The following is a 15253-nucleotide window of genomic DNA, read 5'->3' on the forward strand; positions in this document are numbered from 1 at the left end:
GGGTTCGGCCGGCGCCTCGGGCGCCGCGGCGCTGGCCTCGGGCATCGGCGCCGGTCCGGGTGCGGGCGGGACCGGGGACTCGCGCTCGGCCAGCGGCACGGCCGGCGCCCCCGAGGCGGCCCCGCCCGAGGGCGCGGATTCCAGCCCCGGCAGGCGCGGCGCGAGGTCGTCGCGCCCCCGTGCGAATTCGCTGCCATAGGGGGTGGCGACGATGCCGGTCTCGGGAGTGGCGGGTTCTGGGGTGCCGGTGTCGGGGGTGCCGGTGTCGGGCTGCGCCGCTGCGGGCGCCGCTGCGGCGGGCATTTCGGCGACCGCCTCGGCGGGGAGATCCCCGGCCGGTGCCTCCGCGGCCGGGTCCTCCGCGGCCGGGGGCGCCGCCGCCATCTCCGTTTCCGGCGGCACGTCCTCGGTCACGGGGGCAGGTTCCGCCACCGGCGCGGTTCCGGGTCCGGCCGCCGGTTCGGGCGCCGCGGGGGGCGCCTCGGCCACCGCGGCCGGCGGCGCCTCCGCCTCCGGAACGGCCCGCGCCATCGTCGCGCCCGGCCGGTCCGGCAGCGGCAGGGACAGCGAGGCCGCGAACAGCACCACGCCGCCGAGCACCGCGCCTCCGACAAGGCCGCCCGCCATGCTCCGGATCACGGCGCCGCTCATGCCCTGCCCCTCATGCCCTACCCCTCTGGCCTTCATGCCCTGCCCTTCCGGCTGCCCGCATCCTGCGGGGGCGTCGCGTCCCGCGCAAGACCCCCCGCCGTCGCCCGCCACCGTCGCCCGCCCTTGACCCCGGCCCCGGTTGAGTTGCATCTATAGCCCCACCCCGACCGGGATCGCCATCCCCGCGTCCGCGCGCCCGCCGCGCCGGCGCCACCAGCCAGCGAAGGCGCGGACATGCTGCTGCTCATCGACAATTACGACAGCTTTACCTACAACCTCGTGCATTATCTGGGCGAGCTGGGGGCGGATGTCGTCGTGCGGCGGAACGACGCGCTCGACGTGCAGCAGGCGATGGCGATGAACCCCGCGGGCATCGTGCTGTCGCCCGGGCCCTGCGACCCGGCGCAGGCGGGCATCTGCCTGGCCCTGACCGCCGCCGCTGCCGAAACCGGCACGCCGCTGCTCGGCGTCTGCCTCGGCCACCAGACCATCGGCGCGGCCTTCGGCGGCACGGTCGTCCGCGCGGGCGAGATCGTGCATGGCAAGATGGGCACCATGTTCCACGAGGGCAAAGGCGTCTTCGCCGGCCTGCCCTCGCCCTTCCTCGCCACCCGCTATCATTCGCTGGTGGTGGACCGGGCGACCCTGCCCGACTGCCTGGAGGTCACCGCCTGGGTCGAGGATGGCACGATCATGGGCCTGCGCCACCGCGACCTGCCGATCGAGGGCGTGCAGTTCCACCCGGAAAGCATCGCCTCGGAACACGGGCACCTGATCCTGAAGAACTTCCTCGACCTCGCCGGTATCGCCTCGGGTCCGGTGCCGTCGATGGCGGTCCCGGCATGAGCGACCGGCTGAAGCCGCTGATCGGCCCCGCCGCCGACCGCCCGCTGACCGGGGCCGAGGCGACGATGGCCTTCGAGGCGCTGTTCGAGGGCGAGGCGACCCCTGCGCAGATCGGCGGACTGCTGATGGCGCTGCGCGCGCGGGGTGAGACGGTCGAGGAAATCGCCGCCGCCGCCGCGGTGATGCGGTCGAAATGCCTGCCGGTCCGCGCGCCCGAGGGCGCGATGGACATCGTCGGCACCGGGGGCGACGGCAAGGGCACGCTGAACATCTCGACCGCCACCGCTTTCGTGGTGGCCGGTGCCGGGGTTCCGGTGGCCAAGCACGGCAACCGCAACCTGTCGTCGAAGTCCGGCGCGGCGGATGCGCTGACGGCGATGGGGATCAATGTCATGGTCGGCCCCGAGGCGGTGGAACGCGCGCTGGCCGAGGCCGGGATCGGATTCATGATGGCGCCGATGCATCACCCGGCGATGCGCCATGTCGGCGGGCCGCGGGTGGAACTGGGCACGCGCACGGTGTTCAACCTGCTGGGGCCGCTGACCAATCCGGCGGGGGTGCGGCGGCAGCTGACCGGCGCCTTCGCCCGCCACTGGATCCGGCCTATGGCCGAGGTGCTGGGCCGGCTCGGGTCGGACCGGGCCTGGCTGGTGCATGGCAGCGACGGCACCGACGAGCTGTCGATCTGCGGCCCGAGCTGGGTCGCGGCGCTGGCGGATGGCGCTGTGACGGAATTCGAGGTCCATCCCGAAGAGGCCGGCCTGCCCGTGCATCCGTTCGAGGCGATCCTCGGCGGCACGCCGGTCGAGAATGCCGCCGCCTTCCGCCGGCTGCTGTCGGGCGAGGCCGGGGCCTATCGCGATGCGGTGCTGCTGAACGCGGCGGCGGCGCTGCTGGTGGCGGGGCGCGCGGGCGACCTGCGCGAGGGCGCGGCGCTGGCGGCCGAAAGCCTCGACAGCGGCTCGGCGGCGGCGCGGCTGGCGGCGCTGGCCGCCGTCACCCCCGTGGCGGCATGACCCGTCGCAGATGACCCGCCGCCGATGACCGATCCCGCGCCGATCCCGCCCGAGGTCGCGGCCGCGGGCTGGGGCCACCTGCCCTTCTTCGCCCGCGACTGGCCCGCGATCCGCGACCGGCTGGCCGGGGAGCCTGCGGCGCTGCCGCCCGCGGCGCAGCGCTTCGCGGCGCTGGCGCTGACCCCGCGCAACCGGGTGCGCGCGGTGATCCTGGGCCAGGACCCCTATCCGACGCCCGGCCATGCCAACGGGCTGGCCTTTTCGGTGGCGCCCGGCGTGGCGCTGCCCCGGTCGCTGGCCAACATCTATCGCGAGATGCGCGACGATCTGGGCGACTGCCCGCGCGACGGCGACCTGTCGCATTGGGCGCGGCAGGGGGTCTTGCTGCTGAACACCGCGCTCAGCGTCCCGCCGGGCGGGGCCGGGGGTCATGCGGGCTGGGGCTGGGACCGGCTGGCGGCCGAGGTTCTGGCCGATGTCTCGACCGCGCGGCCGCTGGCGGTGCTGTTATGGGGCAATCACGCCGCGAAGGCCGCCCGCGCGCTGCAACCCCCGCCCGAGGGCGCGCATCTGATCCTGTCGAGCGCCCATCCCTCGCCGCTGTCGGCTCGGCGCGGGTTTTTCGGCTCGCGCCCCTTCGGCCGAATCAACGCCTGGCTGGAGGCGCGGGGCGAGGCACCGGTGGATTGGATCGGGCGGTGAGGGCGGGCCTGCGGCCGCCTCCCCCCGGGATATTGGGGAACAGAAGATGGGGGCGCCCGCGCAGGCGGGGCTCAGAGGTGCGCCAGCACCGAGCGGGCGGCGCGCAGGCCCGGCGGCTCGCCGCCCCGGCCCAGCCGGTCCATGGTCAGCGCCATCGCCGCCATCTGCTCCTCGCGCCCGCCGCCGTCATCGGCCAGCCGCACCAGCGCCGGGGCGATCAGGTCGGGCCGGCAGCGGGTGCCGAGGAATTCCGGCACCGCGCGGGTTTCGGACACGAGGTTGACCAGCGTCACCGTGTCGAGCCGGACCATCCGTTCCAGCAACATCCGCGTGGCCCAGGCCATGTCATAGGCGATCACCATCGGCGTCGCATTGGCCGCGAGTTCCAGGCTGACCGTGCCCGAGGCCGCCAGCGCCAGATCGGCAGCGGCGAAGGCCGCGCGCTTGTCTTCCGGGCGTTCCACCACGACCGGCGCCACCGGCCAGCGCGCGGCCATCGCCCGCACCATGGCGCTGACGCCGCGCACCGTGGGCAGGACCACCCGCATCTCCGGCACCCGGTCGCGCAGGCGCATCAGGCTTTCGTCGAAGCGGGGGGCGAGCCGCGTCACCTCGCCCCGCCGCGACCCGGGCAGGGCCAGCACCAGCGGCGCATCGGCGGCGATGCCATGGGCGGCGCGGAAGGCCGCTGCCTGTTCGGGCGTCGCCAGCGGCTCGGCCACCACCGGATGGCCGACGAAATCGCAGGTCATGCCGGCGGCCTGCATATAGGGCGGCTCGAAGGGCAAAAGCGCCAGCACATGATCGACATGGCGGGCCATCTTCGCCGCCCGACCCGGCCGCCAGGCCCAGACCGAGGGTGCAACATAGTGCATGATCCGCTGGCCGGGGTCGGCCTGCCGCACCAGCGCCGCGACGCGCAGGCAGAAATCCGGGCTGTCGATGCCGATCAGCGCGTCGGGCTTCGCGGCGATCACCGCCGCCGCCACCTCGGCAATGCGGCGCTTGAGGTCGAAGTAGCGGGGCAGCACCTCGGCCAGGCCCATGACCGACAGTTCCTCCATCGGGAAGAGACTGGCCAGACCCTCGGCCTGCATCGCCGGGCCGCCGACACCGGCGAAGGCCGTTTCCGGCGCCAGTTGCCGCATCCCCGCCATCAGCGCGGCGCCGAGCCCGTCGCCCGAGGCCTCGCCCGCGATGAGGAACAGTCGCGGGCCGCTCATGCGGGGCGCGACCACAGGAACAGCCCCGCCGCCTCTGCCGCCGCGACCGTGGCGTCGCGGTCGAGCAGGAGCACGCCCCCCGCCTCCCAGGCGAGGCCGGCCAGTCCCGCGGCGGCGGCGCGGCGGACCGTCTCGGGGCCGAGCGCGGGCAGGTCCATCCGTCGGTCCTGTCCGGGCTTCGGCGCCTTGTAGATCACGCCGCGCGCCCCGCGCGGATCGGGGCGCAGGCCCGCGCCTGTGGCTGCCACCCAGTCGAGCATCGCGTCGGTGCCGGGCAGTGCCTCGACCGCAAGGCACAGGCCCTGCGCCACCACCGCGCCCTGCCCCACATCGACAGTGCCGAGCGCCGCGACGATGGCGGCGGCCCGGGCGGCATCGGCCTCGTCCCCGGGCGTGGGCGCGCCGGCCAGCAGCCCCGGACCCGGCACCAGATCGGGCGCCACCTCGGCCGCGCCCACCACCGGCAGGTCCCAGTCCTCGAAGATCGCCGCCACCTCGCGCAGGGTCGCGTCGTCGCCCGCCTGCATCGCGGCCAGCAGGCGCGGCACCAGCGTGGCGGTGCGGTTGTCGAACAGTTCCGGGTCCAGCCGCGGCCGGCGCACCGCGCCGCCGAAGACCACCCGCGTCACCCCGGCATCGGCGAGGTCTGCCAGGAAGGGCACCAGCCGTTCGACGCGAAAGCGCAGCGGCGTGACGCCCGGCACGCTGGCCGGGAAGCCCTCCATCTCGGCCAGCAGCACCGGCTCGCCCGCTCGCGTCAGCGCCGCGACCAGCAGGCCGGGCAGCGCCCCCGTCCCGGCGATCACCGCCGTCGTCATCGCGGGGTCAGGAAGCTGCGGTCCGAGGGACCGAGGATGAAGTCGATGACCTCGGCGGCGAGCGTGCCCTCGCCCGCCTCGCCCTGCCGGGCCCGGGCGGTTTCGCGGAAATTGCCTGCCGCCAGCGCCTCGTAGAGGTCGCGCAGCGCATGGATGTCGGCCCGGTCATGGCCGCGCCGCTTCAGCCCCACGAGGTTCAGACCGTCCAGCATCCCGCGCGGCCCCTGCACCAGCCCGTGCGGGATCACGTCCGCCGTCACCATCGTCACCGCGCCGATCATCGCGCCGCGCCCGATCCGCACCCATTGATGCACGCCGGACTGGCCGCCGACGATCACGTCGTCTTCCAGCACGCAATGGCCGGCGATGGCCACGTTGTTCACCAGGATCACCCGGTCGCCGATGGTGCAGTCATGGGCGACATGGGCCGAGGCCATGTAGAGCCCGTCATCACCGACCCGGGTCACGCCGCCGCCGCCCTCGGTGCCGGTGCTCATCGTCACGCATTCGCGGATCCGGTTGCGCCGGCCGACGATCAGCCGCGTGCGCTCGCCCTTGTATTTCAGGTCCTGCGGGATGCCCCCCAGCGTCGCGAAGGGAAAGACCACCGTCTCCTCGCCGATCGAGGTCCAGCCGGTGACGACGACATGGCTTTTCAGCTCCACCCCCGGGCCGAGTTCGACCTCGGGGCCGACATGGCAGAAGGGGCCGATGCGGCAGCCGGGACCGATGCTGGCCCCCGCCTCGATCACCGCCGAGGGATGGACCTCTGCGCTTGCGTCGATGGCCATCGCGTCAGCCCTGCAGGTCCATCATCGCGGTAAATTCCGCTTCGCAGGCCAGCTGCCCCTCGACCGTGGCGCGGCCCTCGAACTTCCAGATCTTGCCGCCCCCGCGCTTCACCGTGACATGCAGTTCCAGCACGTCGCCCGGGATCACCTTGCGGCGGAACTTGCAGGCGTCGATCCCCATGAAATAGACCAGCAGTTCCTTGTCGACGATGTTCATCGACACGCCCACCAGCACCGCCGAGGCCTGCGCCATCGCCTCGACGATGGTCACGCCCGGCATGATCGGCGCGGCAGGGAAATGGCCCTGGAAATGCGGTTCGTTGAAGGTGACGTTCTTGATCCCCACCGCCGATTGCATCGGCACGATGTCGCGGACCTTGTCGATCAGCAGGAAGGGATAGCGGTGCGGGATGATCCGCTGGATCAGGTGGATGTCGGCCTCGGTCGCGGGATAGGGGGCGCGCGCGGCCTTGCGGTCGGCGGTCTCGGTGGCGGCCTCGGTCATGGGACGGTCCTTGTCAGATCGGAGTCCGGCGTGGCGGACCTTGGGCTTCGGATGGCCGCGGCGACCGCAGCGTCCCGGACCAGTTAGCAACTCGGTCCCTGCGAGGCAAGCGCGCGGCGTCCCGGCAGGCCCGTCGCCGCCCGTCGGTCCGGTGCAGCCCGGGCGCGCTCAGGGCGCTTCCGGGGCATCCGGCTGCGGCGCGGGGGCCTCGGGGACCGCCGTTTCCGATGTCTCCGGCGCGGGTTCGGTCGCGTCCGGCGCCCGGCCCTCGCCCAGCCGTTCGTCCACGGCGGCGATCAGCTCGTCGGTCACGTCCACGTCCCGGTCGGCCAGGAACATCGCCCGCGCATCGAGCATCACCACCGCGCCCCGCTCGCGCATCACCTGGGACAGCACCGGCAGCGCGGCGGCGAAGAAGGCGCGGCGTTCGGCCTCGCGCTGCCGGGTCACGGCGCGGGCCTTGCGGTCCTGCGCCTCGCGGATGCCGGTGACGCGGGTATCGAAGGCGTCGGCCTCCAGCCGGAACGCCTCGGGGTCCATGGTGGCGCGGCGGTCGGTCAGGCTGCGCTCCTCGGCCAGAAGCTGCGCCTCGATCCGGCGGTTTTCGGCGTTCAGCGCGGCCGAGGCCTCGGCGATCTCGCGCTCGGCCCGCTTGCCCCACAGCGATCCGGAAAAGAGCCGGTCCTCGTCGAGCGTCAGGATCTGGCTGGCGCCGAGGCTGTTGCCCAGGGGGAAGGCGCCGGAAAACGGCGCAAGGCCGACGCCGGGCGAAAGGTCCGGCGGTTGGGACCCGCCCCCCTGCTGCGCCAGCGCCGCGCCCGGAACCGCGGCCAGCAGCGCCACACCCAGCATCCGGGCCGCCATGCGCGGCAGGCGGTGCCGGACCCCGCCCCGGACCCCGCCCCTGCCCGGCATCAGAACCGGGTCGAGACGGTCAGGTCGAAGTTCTGCTCGATGTCGTAGTCCTCTTTCTGCAGCGCCTTCGAGAAGTTGAAGCGCAGGGGACCGATCGGCGTCGTCCAGAACAGCGACACGCCCACCACCGAACGGACGTACATGTCGTCATCGACGGTGCAGCCGCCGTCGCCGTCGAGGTCGGTGCAGCCCGTGTCGAGACCGCCCGAGGTGTCGTCGAGGCCCCAGACCGAGCCCACGTCCATGAACAGGCCGCCCGAGACGCCGTATTCCTCGGGCACGCCGATCGGGAATTCGGCCTCGATCCGGGCGACGGCGAAGTAGTTGCCGCCCAGCGGATCCTCGTTGGCGACGTCGAGGTCGCGCGGGCCGATGCCCCGGCTTTCGAAGCCGCGCATCTCGCTGCCGAAATAGCGGTCGGTCACGCGCGAATTCGTGCCGTTCAGCGCGGTGAAGACGCCGCCCTCGAATTCCGACCGCACCGTCCAGGTGTCGCGGAAGGTGCGGAACTCGCTGCCGACGAAGAACGAGGTCTTGATCGCCTCGACATCCCCCGCCAGCCCGTAGAATTCCTGGCCGAAGCGCAGGACGACCCCGCCATCCCGGTTGATGCCGTTGCGGCGGCTGTCATAGTTCAGCTGGTAGGACAGGCCGAAGCTGTCCTGGCTGCCCTCTTCGGCGACGAGGATGCGCGAGCTGTTGAACGTGTCGATGTCGTACAGCTCTTCCTGCCCGATCTTCACGCCAAGCTGCAGGCGCGTCGCCTCGGTCAGCGGGAATTCGATCGAGGGGTCGAGGCCGATCAGCCGGATCGAGTAATCCGCGTTCTCGTTGTCCGACACGCGGTAGTAGGCGTTGAAGCGCAGCGCCACGTTGCGGTCGAGGAAGGCGGGCTCGACGAAGGTGATGCTGGAATTCTGGGTCGAATCCGTGGTGTTGATCGACACGCCCAGGAATTGCCCGCGGCCGAGGAAGTTCGACTCGTTGAAGCTGAGCGCCAGACCCACGCCGCTGTCCACGCCGTAGCTGAGACCGAAGGACAGCGAGCCGGTCGGCTGTTCGGTTACGTTTACGTCGACGATGACCTGATCCTGCGCCGATCCCTGACGGGTGTCGACCGAGGAATCCGAGAAGTAGTTGAGCGCGCGAATGCGTTCGGCGGCCTGACGGATCTCGCGTTCGTTGAAGGGGTCACCCTCGACCGACCGGAACTGGCGCCGGATCACGCGGTCGAGCGTGGTGGCGTTGCCCTCGATGTCGATGCGTTCGACGAAGACGCGCGGGCCGCGGGTGACGACGAAATCGACGTCCAGCGTCCCTGCCGCCTCGTTCCGGGTGATGCGCGGCTCGACGCGGATGAAGTCGAGCCCCTTGCGCAGCGCCACGTTCTCCATCCGGGTGATGGCATTGTCGACGGTGTTCGGCGAATAGGTCGATCCGCTGCGCACCCGCAGGGCGCTGACGAACTCATCCGCCGGCAGGCCATCCACCTCGGACAGGACGCGGACCTGACCGAAGCGGAAGCTCTGGCCCTCGCGCAGGTTGAAGACCACGAAGGTGGCGTCGCGCTCTTCCGAATATTCGGTGGTGATGCCCAGCACCTGGAAATCGGCATAGCCGCGCGACTGGTAGAAGTCGGACAGCAGTTGCCGGTCGAGGTTGATGCGGTCCTGCGCATAGGTGTCGCTGCCGAGGAAGGTGCGCAGCAGCCCCGCCTGCTTGGTGTTCAGCACCTCGCGCAGGCGGCGGTCGGAAAAGTCGCGGTTGCCGGTGAAGGACAGCCGCTCGATCTCGTTGATGCGGCCCTCGCTGATCTCGAACACCAGATCGACGCGATTGTCTTCGCGGCGGATGACCTTGGGTTCGACGCGGGCGGCGGTCCGGCCCACGGCGGCATAGGCCTCGGAAATCGAGGCGGCGTCGGCCTCGGCCAGCCGGGGCGAGAAGACGCGGCCGGGGCGGGACTGGATGCCCTGCTGCAGCTGTTCGTCGTTGACGCGGGCATTGCCCTCGAAGTCGATCACGTTGATCGTCGGGTATTCGACGACCCGGATCACCAGCGTGTTGCCCGAGGGCACGACCTCGACCGACTCGAAGAGGCCCGAGTTCAGGATGTTCTGGTAAGCGTCGTTCAGCTGCCCGGCCGAGACCGAGGCGCCGCGCGCGATACCCGCATAGGAGAGAATCGTGTTGGCATCGATCCGGTCGTTCCCTTGCACCTGCACGGCCGAAAAGCTGTAGCCCTGCGCGAAGGTCGTGACCGGCATCGCGGTTCCGCACAGCAGCGCCGCCGACAGGGCAAGGGCGGGGCGCGACATCAGCCGGCGACTCGTCCGCCTGCCGCCGCAGACGTTCTGCTCACTGCCCATCCGTCCCTCTCCGTCTTTTCGCGATATCTTCCGGGTCGTGAGTAGCTTGAACGCTATGGCTTGTCAAAACAAGCGCGCGGTCCGGAGCGACGGGCGGGCGCGACCGCGGCACCGGTGCAGCAGTCGCGGGCCCTGAGAACGGGTCACGGGCGGGCAAACCGGGTCGGCGTGGGCGGAAAGCCGCGCGGCGGCGGGGGACGGCGGCCCCTGGCGGGCGGCGCCCGGGTCAGGGATGCAGCGGGCCGGGCACCAGTTGCAGCAGTTCGGCGCCGATCGCTGCCCCGCCCACCAGGCCGACCAGAATCGCCATGGGCGTGGCCACGCGTTCCCAGTTCAGATCGACCAGCAGCCACAGGCCGCGGGCGCCTTTCGCGATAGCGTACATGTCGGGGGCCCTCCACCCTGATCCACGGGCAAAGGGCTAGCGCGCGATTGTGGCGCGAGTTTGGCGTCCGCCGGGCGCGGCCGGGGCGGGCGTTCCGGACGGCGGGCCTAGCAGCGCAGGTCGTTGGTCAGCCCGAACAGCATCAGCGCCAGAACGATGGCCAGACCCATCGTCATCAGCACCCCCGTCAACCGGTCCGAGGGCGGCCGGCCGGAGGCCCATTCCCAAGCGTGAAACATCAGGTGCCCGCCGTCCAGCACCGGGATCGGCAAGAGGTTCATCAGCCCCACCGCCGTCGACAGCACCGCCACGAACCAGAAGAAATCCGACAGGCCGGCGCTGGCCGCCGCGCCCGAGGTTTCGGCGATGCCGATCGGCCCGCGCAGGTTGCAGGACGAGATCGCCCCGGTCAGCATGTGACGGAAGGCCGACAGCGACGAGCGGATGACGAAGCCCACCTCGCGCGCACCCTCGACCAGCGCCTCGCCGGGGCCGACGGTGCGGGTCACCGGCTCGAAGAACATCCCGCCGCCCACGCCGATCAGCCAGCGCGTCTCGAACCCGCCCTCGCGCAGCGGCAGGTCGGTGCGCCGCGCCGACAGCCGGGTGTCGAAGGTGCTGCCCCCGCCCGTCTCCGACGGCCGCCAGACCTGCAGCCCGATCTCCTCGCCCCCGGCTTCGGTGACGATGCCCTGCAATTCGCGGAAGCTGCGCACCGGCCGGCCCTCGGCCGACAGGATCACGTCGCCCTTGGCCAGACCGGCGGCGGCCGCGGCGGACTCGGGCGCGACCGAGACGATGCGCGGCGGGCTGACGGCCGGGCCGGTCAGCGCCAGTTCGGCGCCGTCGCGGGTGACGCTGTAGGCGAGCCTGTCGCGGTCGGCCAGATCCTCGCCGACCTCCTGAAGCGTGGTGTAGTCCGGGACCGCGCGCCCCTCGACGGCGCGAATCGTGTCGCCCGCCGCCAGTTCGCCCGTGCCGCCCGGCAGCGGCAGCAGCCGCCCGACCGTCGGCGTGTCGGTGGCGAAGCCGACGGTCATGAAGACGGTGGCGAAGATCAGCGCCGACAGCACGAAGTTGAAGACCGGCCCCGCCGCCACCGTCGCCGCCCGCGCCCATAGCGGCGCGCCATGCATGGTGTGGCGCCGCTCCTCGGCCGAGAGGCGCGCCATCGCCGCGTCATCCGGCCCGGCCGAGGCGGCATTGGCGTCGCCCAGGAATTTCACATAGCCGCCGAAGGGCAGCGCCGCCACCTGCCAGCGCGTGCCGTGCCGGTCCTTGCGCGAGAACAGCACCGGCCCGAAGCCGAGGCTGAACACCTCGGCCCGGATGCCCGACCAGCGGCCGACGATGTAATGGCCGTATTCATGCACCGCGACGATGATCGACAGGGCGACGACGAAGGCCCCCACCGTATAGAGAAGGTTGCCGAAGGACGGGAGAAGCGATGCAATGTCCAACTGTCTTCCTCAAATCGACCTGACGGCCCGGTTCAATCCACCCGGGCGCCGGTGCATTCCCTTGCCAATGCGCGGGCCTCGCGATCGGCGTCGCAGAGGTTATCGAGCGTGATGTCGGCATTTCCAAGACCGCTTTGGGCTGACATTCGCGCGAGCACCCGTTCCACCACCGCGGCCATGCCGGTGAAGGGCAGCCGGCCAGCGATGAAGGCGTCGAGCGCCGCCTCCTTGGCGCCGTTGAACACCGCCCCCGCCAGGCCGCGCGTGGCCATCACCTCGCGCGCCAGCCGCAGCGCGGGATAGCGCGCGGGGTCCGGGTCGCGGAAGGTCAGCCGCCCGATCTGGCCCAGGTCCAGCCGTGCCACCGGCAGGGGCGCGCGGGTCGGCCAGTTCAGCGCATAGCCGATGGCATGGCGCATGTCCGGCGCGCCGAGATGCGCCATCAGCCCGCCGTCGCAGAACCCCACCAGCGCATGGACCAGCGATTCCGGATGCACCAGCACCTCGATCCGCTCGGGCGCGATGTCGAAGAACTCGCGCGTCTCGATCACCTCCAGCGCCTTGTTGAACATCGAGGCGCTGTCGATGGTGATGCGCTGGCCCATCGCCCAGTTCGGATGGCTGGATGCCTCGGCCACCGTGGCACGGGCGAGCCGGTCCAGCGGCCAGTCGCGGAAGGCCCCGCCCGAGGCGGTGATGATCACCCGCTCGACGCAGGCGATGTCCTCGCCCGTCAGGGCCTGGAAGACGGCGGAATGTTCGCTGTCCACCGGCAGGATGGTGGCGCCGTGGCGGCGGGCGGTCTCCATCAGCAGCGGGCCGGCGGTGACGAGGCTTTCCTTGTTGGCCAGCGCCAGCGTCGCGCCGTGGCGCAGCGCCGCCAGCCCCGGCGGCAGGCCCGCGAAACCCACGATCGCGCTCATCACCCAGTCGGCGGGGCGGTCGGCGGCCTCGACCAGCGCGGCGGGGCCGGCCGCGGCCTCGATCCCGCTGCCGGCGAGGCGCGCCCGCAGGTCGGCCAGGCAGCCGGGATCGGCGGTCACCGCGACCTCGGCCCGCAGGGCGCGCGCCATCTCGGCCAGGCGCGCGGTGTTGCGCGCCCCGGTCACCGCGACGGTGTGGAAGGCCCCCGGCCCGCCCGCCCGCATCGTCAGGTCGAAGGTGCTCTCGCCGATGGAGCCGGTCGCCCCGAAGATCGAGATCCGGCGCGTCACAGCCGCAGCTCCGGCACGTCGACGACCTGCGCCACGAGCAGCATCATCAGCGCCGCCCCCAGCAACCCGTCGAACCGGTCGAGCAGCCCGCCATGGCCGGGGATCAGGGTGGAACTGTCCTTGACCCCGGCGCGGCGCTTGATCGCGCTTTCGGCGATGTCGCCCATCTGGGAGGCCAGCGCGACGGCGGCGGAAATCCAGGGCAGGTCCGGCCCGGCATCGGTGAAGGTCAGGAAGACCGCGCCCACAAGCGCCGCCGCCACCCATCCGCCGGCCGTGCCGGCCCAGGTCTTCTTCGGGCTGACGCGCGGCCAGAACTTCGGCCCGCCGATCAGCCGGCCGGCGAAATAGCCCGCGATGTCGGTCGCCACCACCACCAGCACCAGCCAGGCCAGCCAGACCACGCCGTGATCGGCGCGGAAGGATACCAGCCCATAGGCCGCCTGCAGGACGGCGATACCATAGATCAGCCAGATCGCCCGGTCGCGCATCGGCAGGGTAAGGCCGGCCAGCAGCGGCAGCGCCAGCATCAGCCCGCCCCAGCCCCAGCCCCAGTAACCGACGCCGCCGCCGAAGCCCGGCCAGACCCGCGCCAGCACCAGCGCCGCCAGCAGGCAGGCCGCCGCCAGCAGGCCGATCCGCCGCGCGCCGGCGGGCGCGGCGCGGGCCAGCATCGCCGCCAGTTCCCAGATCATCAGCCCGGATGCCGCGACGGCGAGCCCCGCGAACCACCAGCCGCCCAGCCAGATCAGCGCCAGCCCGCCGCCCGCCATCGCCACGCCCGACGCAAGCCTCGGCCCCAGATCGGCCCAGCGACCGCGGGAAGGGCCGGCGGGCGGGCCGGCTGGGTCCGGGCCGCTCATCCCGTCAGCACACCGCCGAACCGGCGTTCGCGCAGCCCGAAGCGGCCGAGGATCCCGGCCAGAACCTCGGGGGTGAAGTCGGGCCAGAGGACCGGCGAGAATTCGTATTCGGCATAGGCCGACTGCCAGGGCAGGAAGTTCGAGGTCCGCGTCTCGCCCGAGGTGCGGATCACCAGATCCGGGTCCGGCATCCCGGCGGTGTCCAGCCGCGCGGCCAGCGCCGCCTCGTCCGCCGCGCAGGGATCGAGCCGGCCTGCCGCCACATCCTCGGCCAGACGGCGGGCGGCGCGGGCCAGTTCGTCCCGCCCGCCATAGTTGATCGCCACGGTGAAGTTGACGCGGGCATTGGGGGCGGTGCGGGTCTCGATCCCCGCCATCAGCCGCTGCAGCCGCGGGTCGAGCCGGTCGCGCGCGCCGATGAAGCGCAGGCGCACGCCCTCGGCCGACATGGCATCGGCCTCTTTCTCGATATAGCGGGCGAAGATGCCCATCAGGCCCAGCACCTCTTCGGTGGAGCGCTTCCAGTTCTCGGTCGAGAAGGCATAGACGGTCAGCCAGTCGATGCCCAGATCGGGGCAGGCGCGGACGATTTCCTTGACCCGCTCGGCCCCCTTGCGATGGCCCACCAGCCGGGGCCAGCCGCGCGAGGTGGCCCAGCGTCCGTTGCCGTCCATGATGATCGCGACGTGACGCGGCGGACACGGTGCGCGGCCGCCCTCGCCCGGCCCCGTGGCCGCGGCGCGCCCTGCCCTGTCGTCAACGTCCTTGGCCGCCATCGGCGCCTCGCTGCCTGTAACCGCTTCAATCAATGACAGCCCGGCGGCGCCGGGCCGGATCGCCGGCGCGCAGGTCAGACCTGCATGATCTCGGCCTGCTTGCCTTCCAGTGCCTTGTCGACGGCGGCGATCATCTTGTCGGTCAGGGCCTGCACCTCGTCCGACCAGAACTTCTGGTCGTCCTCGGACATGCCGTCGCCCTTGGCCTTCTTGATCTGGTCCATGCCGTCGCGGCGGACGTTGCGGATCGCCACGCGCGCGTGTTCGGCATATTGCGCCGCCACCCGCGTCAGCTCTCGCCGCCGCTCCTCGTTCAGTTCCGGGATCGGCAGCATGATGATGGTGCCGTTGGTCTGCGGGTTGATGCCGAGCCCGCTTTCGCGGATCGCCTTCTCGACCTTGCCGACCATGCCCTTGTCCCAGATGTTGACCGTCACCATCCGGGGTTCGGGCACGTTGACGGTGCCCAGCTGGTTGATCGGGGTCATCTGGCCATAGGCCTCGACCTGGATCGGCTCGACCAGGCTGGCCGAGGCGCGGCCCGTGCGCAGCGAGGCGAATTCGTGCCGCAGCGATACCATGGCGCCGTCCATGCGGCGGGTCAGATCCTCGATGTCGATCTCGATGTCGTCGGCCATGATGATGCGTCTTTCCGTGTCACAGTCTGCCCGACCTCTTAGCCGAGGCACGGGGCGAAAGATAGGGGAAGGCGGTCAACG

15 protein-coding genes and 1 pseudogene are annotated in these 15253 nt (G+C 71.9%); 3 read left to right on the top strand and 13 right to left on the bottom strand.

From position 1 onward, the window contains the following. Window positions 1-651: pseudogene (locus tag EEY80_RS13470) on the bottom strand (hypothetical protein); the annotation flags it as partial. Between the two features lie 234 nt (window positions 652-885). Here EEY80_RS13470 and EEY80_RS13475 point away from each other — a divergent pair. The 3 genes from EEY80_RS13475 to EEY80_RS13485 are packed head-to-tail and all read left to right on the top strand — an operon-like array spanning window position 886 to window position 3215. After that, on the top strand, window positions 886-1497 hold the full coding sequence (locus EEY80_RS13475) for an anthranilate synthase component II (RefSeq protein ID WP_126977194.1): 612 nt from the start codon (window positions 886-888) through the stop codon (window positions 1495-1497). Beyond that, window positions 1494-2513, top strand: a complete 1020-nt coding sequence (trpD, locus tag EEY80_RS13480) for an anthranilate phosphoribosyltransferase (protein ID WP_126977196.1) — start codon at window positions 1494-1496, stop codon at window positions 2511-2513. The genes EEY80_RS13475 and trpD overlap by 4 nt, the downstream gene beginning before the upstream one ends. Window positions 2514-2537: 24 nt before the next feature. Then, window positions 2538-3215 carry a uracil-DNA glycosylase gene (locus EEY80_RS13485; RefSeq protein ID WP_126977198.1) on the top strand — a complete coding sequence of 226 codons (678 nt, stop codon included), beginning with the start codon at window positions 2538-2540 and terminating at the stop codon, window positions 3213-3215. A 71-nt stretch (window positions 3216-3286) separates the two neighbouring features. On the opposite strand, the gene lpxB is transcribed toward EEY80_RS13485, so the two are convergent. The 12 genes from lpxB to frr form a co-directional block, all read right to left on the bottom strand. Continuing rightward, window positions 3287-4438, bottom strand: a complete 1152-nt coding sequence (lpxB, locus tag EEY80_RS13490; RefSeq protein ID WP_126977200.1) for a lipid-A-disaccharide synthase — start codon at window positions 4436-4438, stop codon at window positions 3287-3289. Continuing rightward, the gene (locus EEY80_RS13495; RefSeq protein WP_126977202.1) at window positions 4435-5256 is read right to left on the bottom strand and encodes an LpxI family protein; all 822 of its coding nucleotides are present in this window, start codon (window positions 5254-5256) and stop codon (window positions 4435-4437) included. The genes lpxB and EEY80_RS13495 overlap by 4 nt, the downstream gene beginning before the upstream one ends. Beyond that, entirely contained in the window at window positions 5253-6047 is a 795-nt protein-coding gene (gene lpxA, locus EEY80_RS13500) for an acyl-ACP--UDP-N-acetylglucosamine O-acyltransferase (protein WP_126977204.1), read from the bottom strand. Before lpxA ends, EEY80_RS13495 begins: the two co-directional genes overlap by 4 nt. 4 nt (window positions 6048-6051) lie before the next feature. Then, window positions 6052-6552 (bottom strand): 3-hydroxyacyl-ACP dehydratase FabZ, encoded by a 501-nt coding sequence (gene fabZ / locus EEY80_RS13505; protein ID WP_126977206.1) that lies wholly within the window; start codon window positions 6550-6552, stop codon window positions 6052-6054. Between the two features lie 168 nt (window positions 6553-6720). Then, window positions 6721-7404 (bottom strand): OmpH family outer membrane protein, encoded by a 684-nt coding sequence (locus tag EEY80_RS13510; RefSeq protein ID WP_205749121.1) that lies wholly within the window; start codon window positions 7402-7404, stop codon window positions 6721-6723. 62 nt (window positions 7405-7466) lie between these two features. Further along, entirely contained in the window at window positions 7467-9785 is a 2319-nt protein-coding gene (gene bamA / locus EEY80_RS13515) for an outer membrane protein assembly factor BamA (protein ID WP_126977210.1), read from the bottom strand. Between the two features lie 277 nt (window positions 9786-10062). Then, window positions 10063-10221, bottom strand: a complete 159-nt coding sequence (locus EEY80_RS20125; protein WP_164738257.1) for a hypothetical protein — start codon at window positions 10219-10221, stop codon at window positions 10063-10065. A gap of 107 nt (window positions 10222-10328) precedes the next feature. Beyond that, the gene (gene rseP / locus EEY80_RS13520) at window positions 10329-11681 is read right to left on the bottom strand and encodes an RIP metalloprotease RseP (RefSeq protein WP_126977212.1); all 1353 of its coding nucleotides are present in this window, start codon (window positions 11679-11681) and stop codon (window positions 10329-10331) included. A 32-nt stretch (window positions 11682-11713) separates the two neighbouring features. Next, the gene (dxr, locus tag EEY80_RS13525; protein WP_268885656.1) at window positions 11714-12895 is read right to left on the bottom strand and encodes a 1-deoxy-D-xylulose-5-phosphate reductoisomerase; all 1182 of its coding nucleotides are present in this window, start codon (window positions 12893-12895) and stop codon (window positions 11714-11716) included. After that, window positions 12892-13758 (bottom strand): phosphatidate cytidylyltransferase, encoded by an 867-nt coding sequence (locus tag EEY80_RS20500; protein WP_235829844.1) that lies wholly within the window; start codon window positions 13756-13758, stop codon window positions 12892-12894. The genes dxr and EEY80_RS20500 overlap by 4 nt, the downstream gene beginning before the upstream one ends. After that, window positions 13755-14534, bottom strand: coding sequence for a polyprenyl diphosphate synthase (gene uppS, locus EEY80_RS13530; RefSeq protein WP_126977216.1), 780 nt, complete (start codon window positions 14532-14534; stop codon window positions 13755-13757). Before uppS ends, EEY80_RS20500 begins: the two co-directional genes overlap by 4 nt. Before the next feature lie 74 nt (window positions 14535-14608). Continuing rightward, entirely contained in the window at window positions 14609-15172 is a 564-nt protein-coding gene (frr, locus tag EEY80_RS13535) for a ribosome recycling factor (protein WP_126977218.1), read from the bottom strand. Window positions 15173-15253: the final 81 nt, after the last annotated feature.

The organism is Frigidibacter oleivorans (genome assembly GCF_003993775.1).
In the GTDB taxonomy this organism is placed as follows: Bacteria; Pseudomonadota; Alphaproteobacteria; order Rhodobacterales; family Rhodobacteraceae; genus Frigidibacter; species Frigidibacter oleivorans.

Bases quoted from the DNA above. Each gene is read 5' to 3' on its own strand.
- EEY80_RS13475 (WP_126977194.1), top strand. From the start codon at position 886: ATGCTGCTGCTCATCGACAATTACGACAGCTTTACCTACAACCTCGTG.
- trpD (WP_126977196.1), top strand. From the start codon at position 1,494: ATGAGCGACCGGCTGAAGCCGCTGATCGGCCCCGCCGCCGACCGCCCG.
- EEY80_RS13485 (WP_126977198.1), top strand. From the start codon at position 2,538: ATGACCGATCCCGCGCCGATCCCGCCCGAGGTCGCGGCCGCGGGCTGG.
- lpxB (WP_126977200.1), bottom strand. From the start codon at position 4,438: ATGAGCGGCCCGCGACTGTTCCTCATCGCGGGCGAGGCCTCGGGCGAC.
- EEY80_RS13495 (WP_126977202.1), bottom strand. From the start codon at position 5,256: ATGACGACGGCGGTGATCGCCGGGACGGGGGCGCTGCCCGGCCTGCTG.
- lpxA (WP_126977204.1), bottom strand. From the start codon at position 6,047: ATGGCCATCGACGCAAGCGCAGAGGTCCATCCCTCGGCGGTGATCGAG.
- fabZ (WP_126977206.1), bottom strand. From the start codon at position 6,552: ATGACCGAGGCCGCCACCGAGACCGCCGACCGCAAGGCCGCGCGCGCC.
- EEY80_RS13510 (WP_205749121.1), bottom strand. From the start codon at position 7,404: ATGCTGGGTGTGGCGCTGCTGGCCGCGGTTCCGGGCGCGGCGCTGGCG.
- bamA (WP_126977210.1), bottom strand. From the start codon at position 9,785: ATGTCGCGCCCCGCCCTTGCCCTGTCGGCGGCGCTGCTGTGCGGAACC.
- EEY80_RS20125 (WP_164738257.1), bottom strand. From the start codon at position 10,221: ATGTACGCTATCGCGAAAGGCGCCCGCGGCCTGTGGCTGCTGGTCGAT.
- EEY80_RS20500 (WP_235829844.1), bottom strand. From the start codon at position 13,758: ATGAGCGGCCCGGACCCAGCCGGCCCGCCCGCCGGCCCTTCCCGCGGT.
- uppS (WP_126977216.1), bottom strand. From the start codon at position 14,534: ATGGCGGCCAAGGACGTTGACGACAGGGCAGGGCGCGCCGCGGCCACG.
- frr (WP_126977218.1), bottom strand. From the start codon at position 15,172: ATGGCCGACGACATCGAGATCGACATCGAGGATCTGACCCGCCGCATG.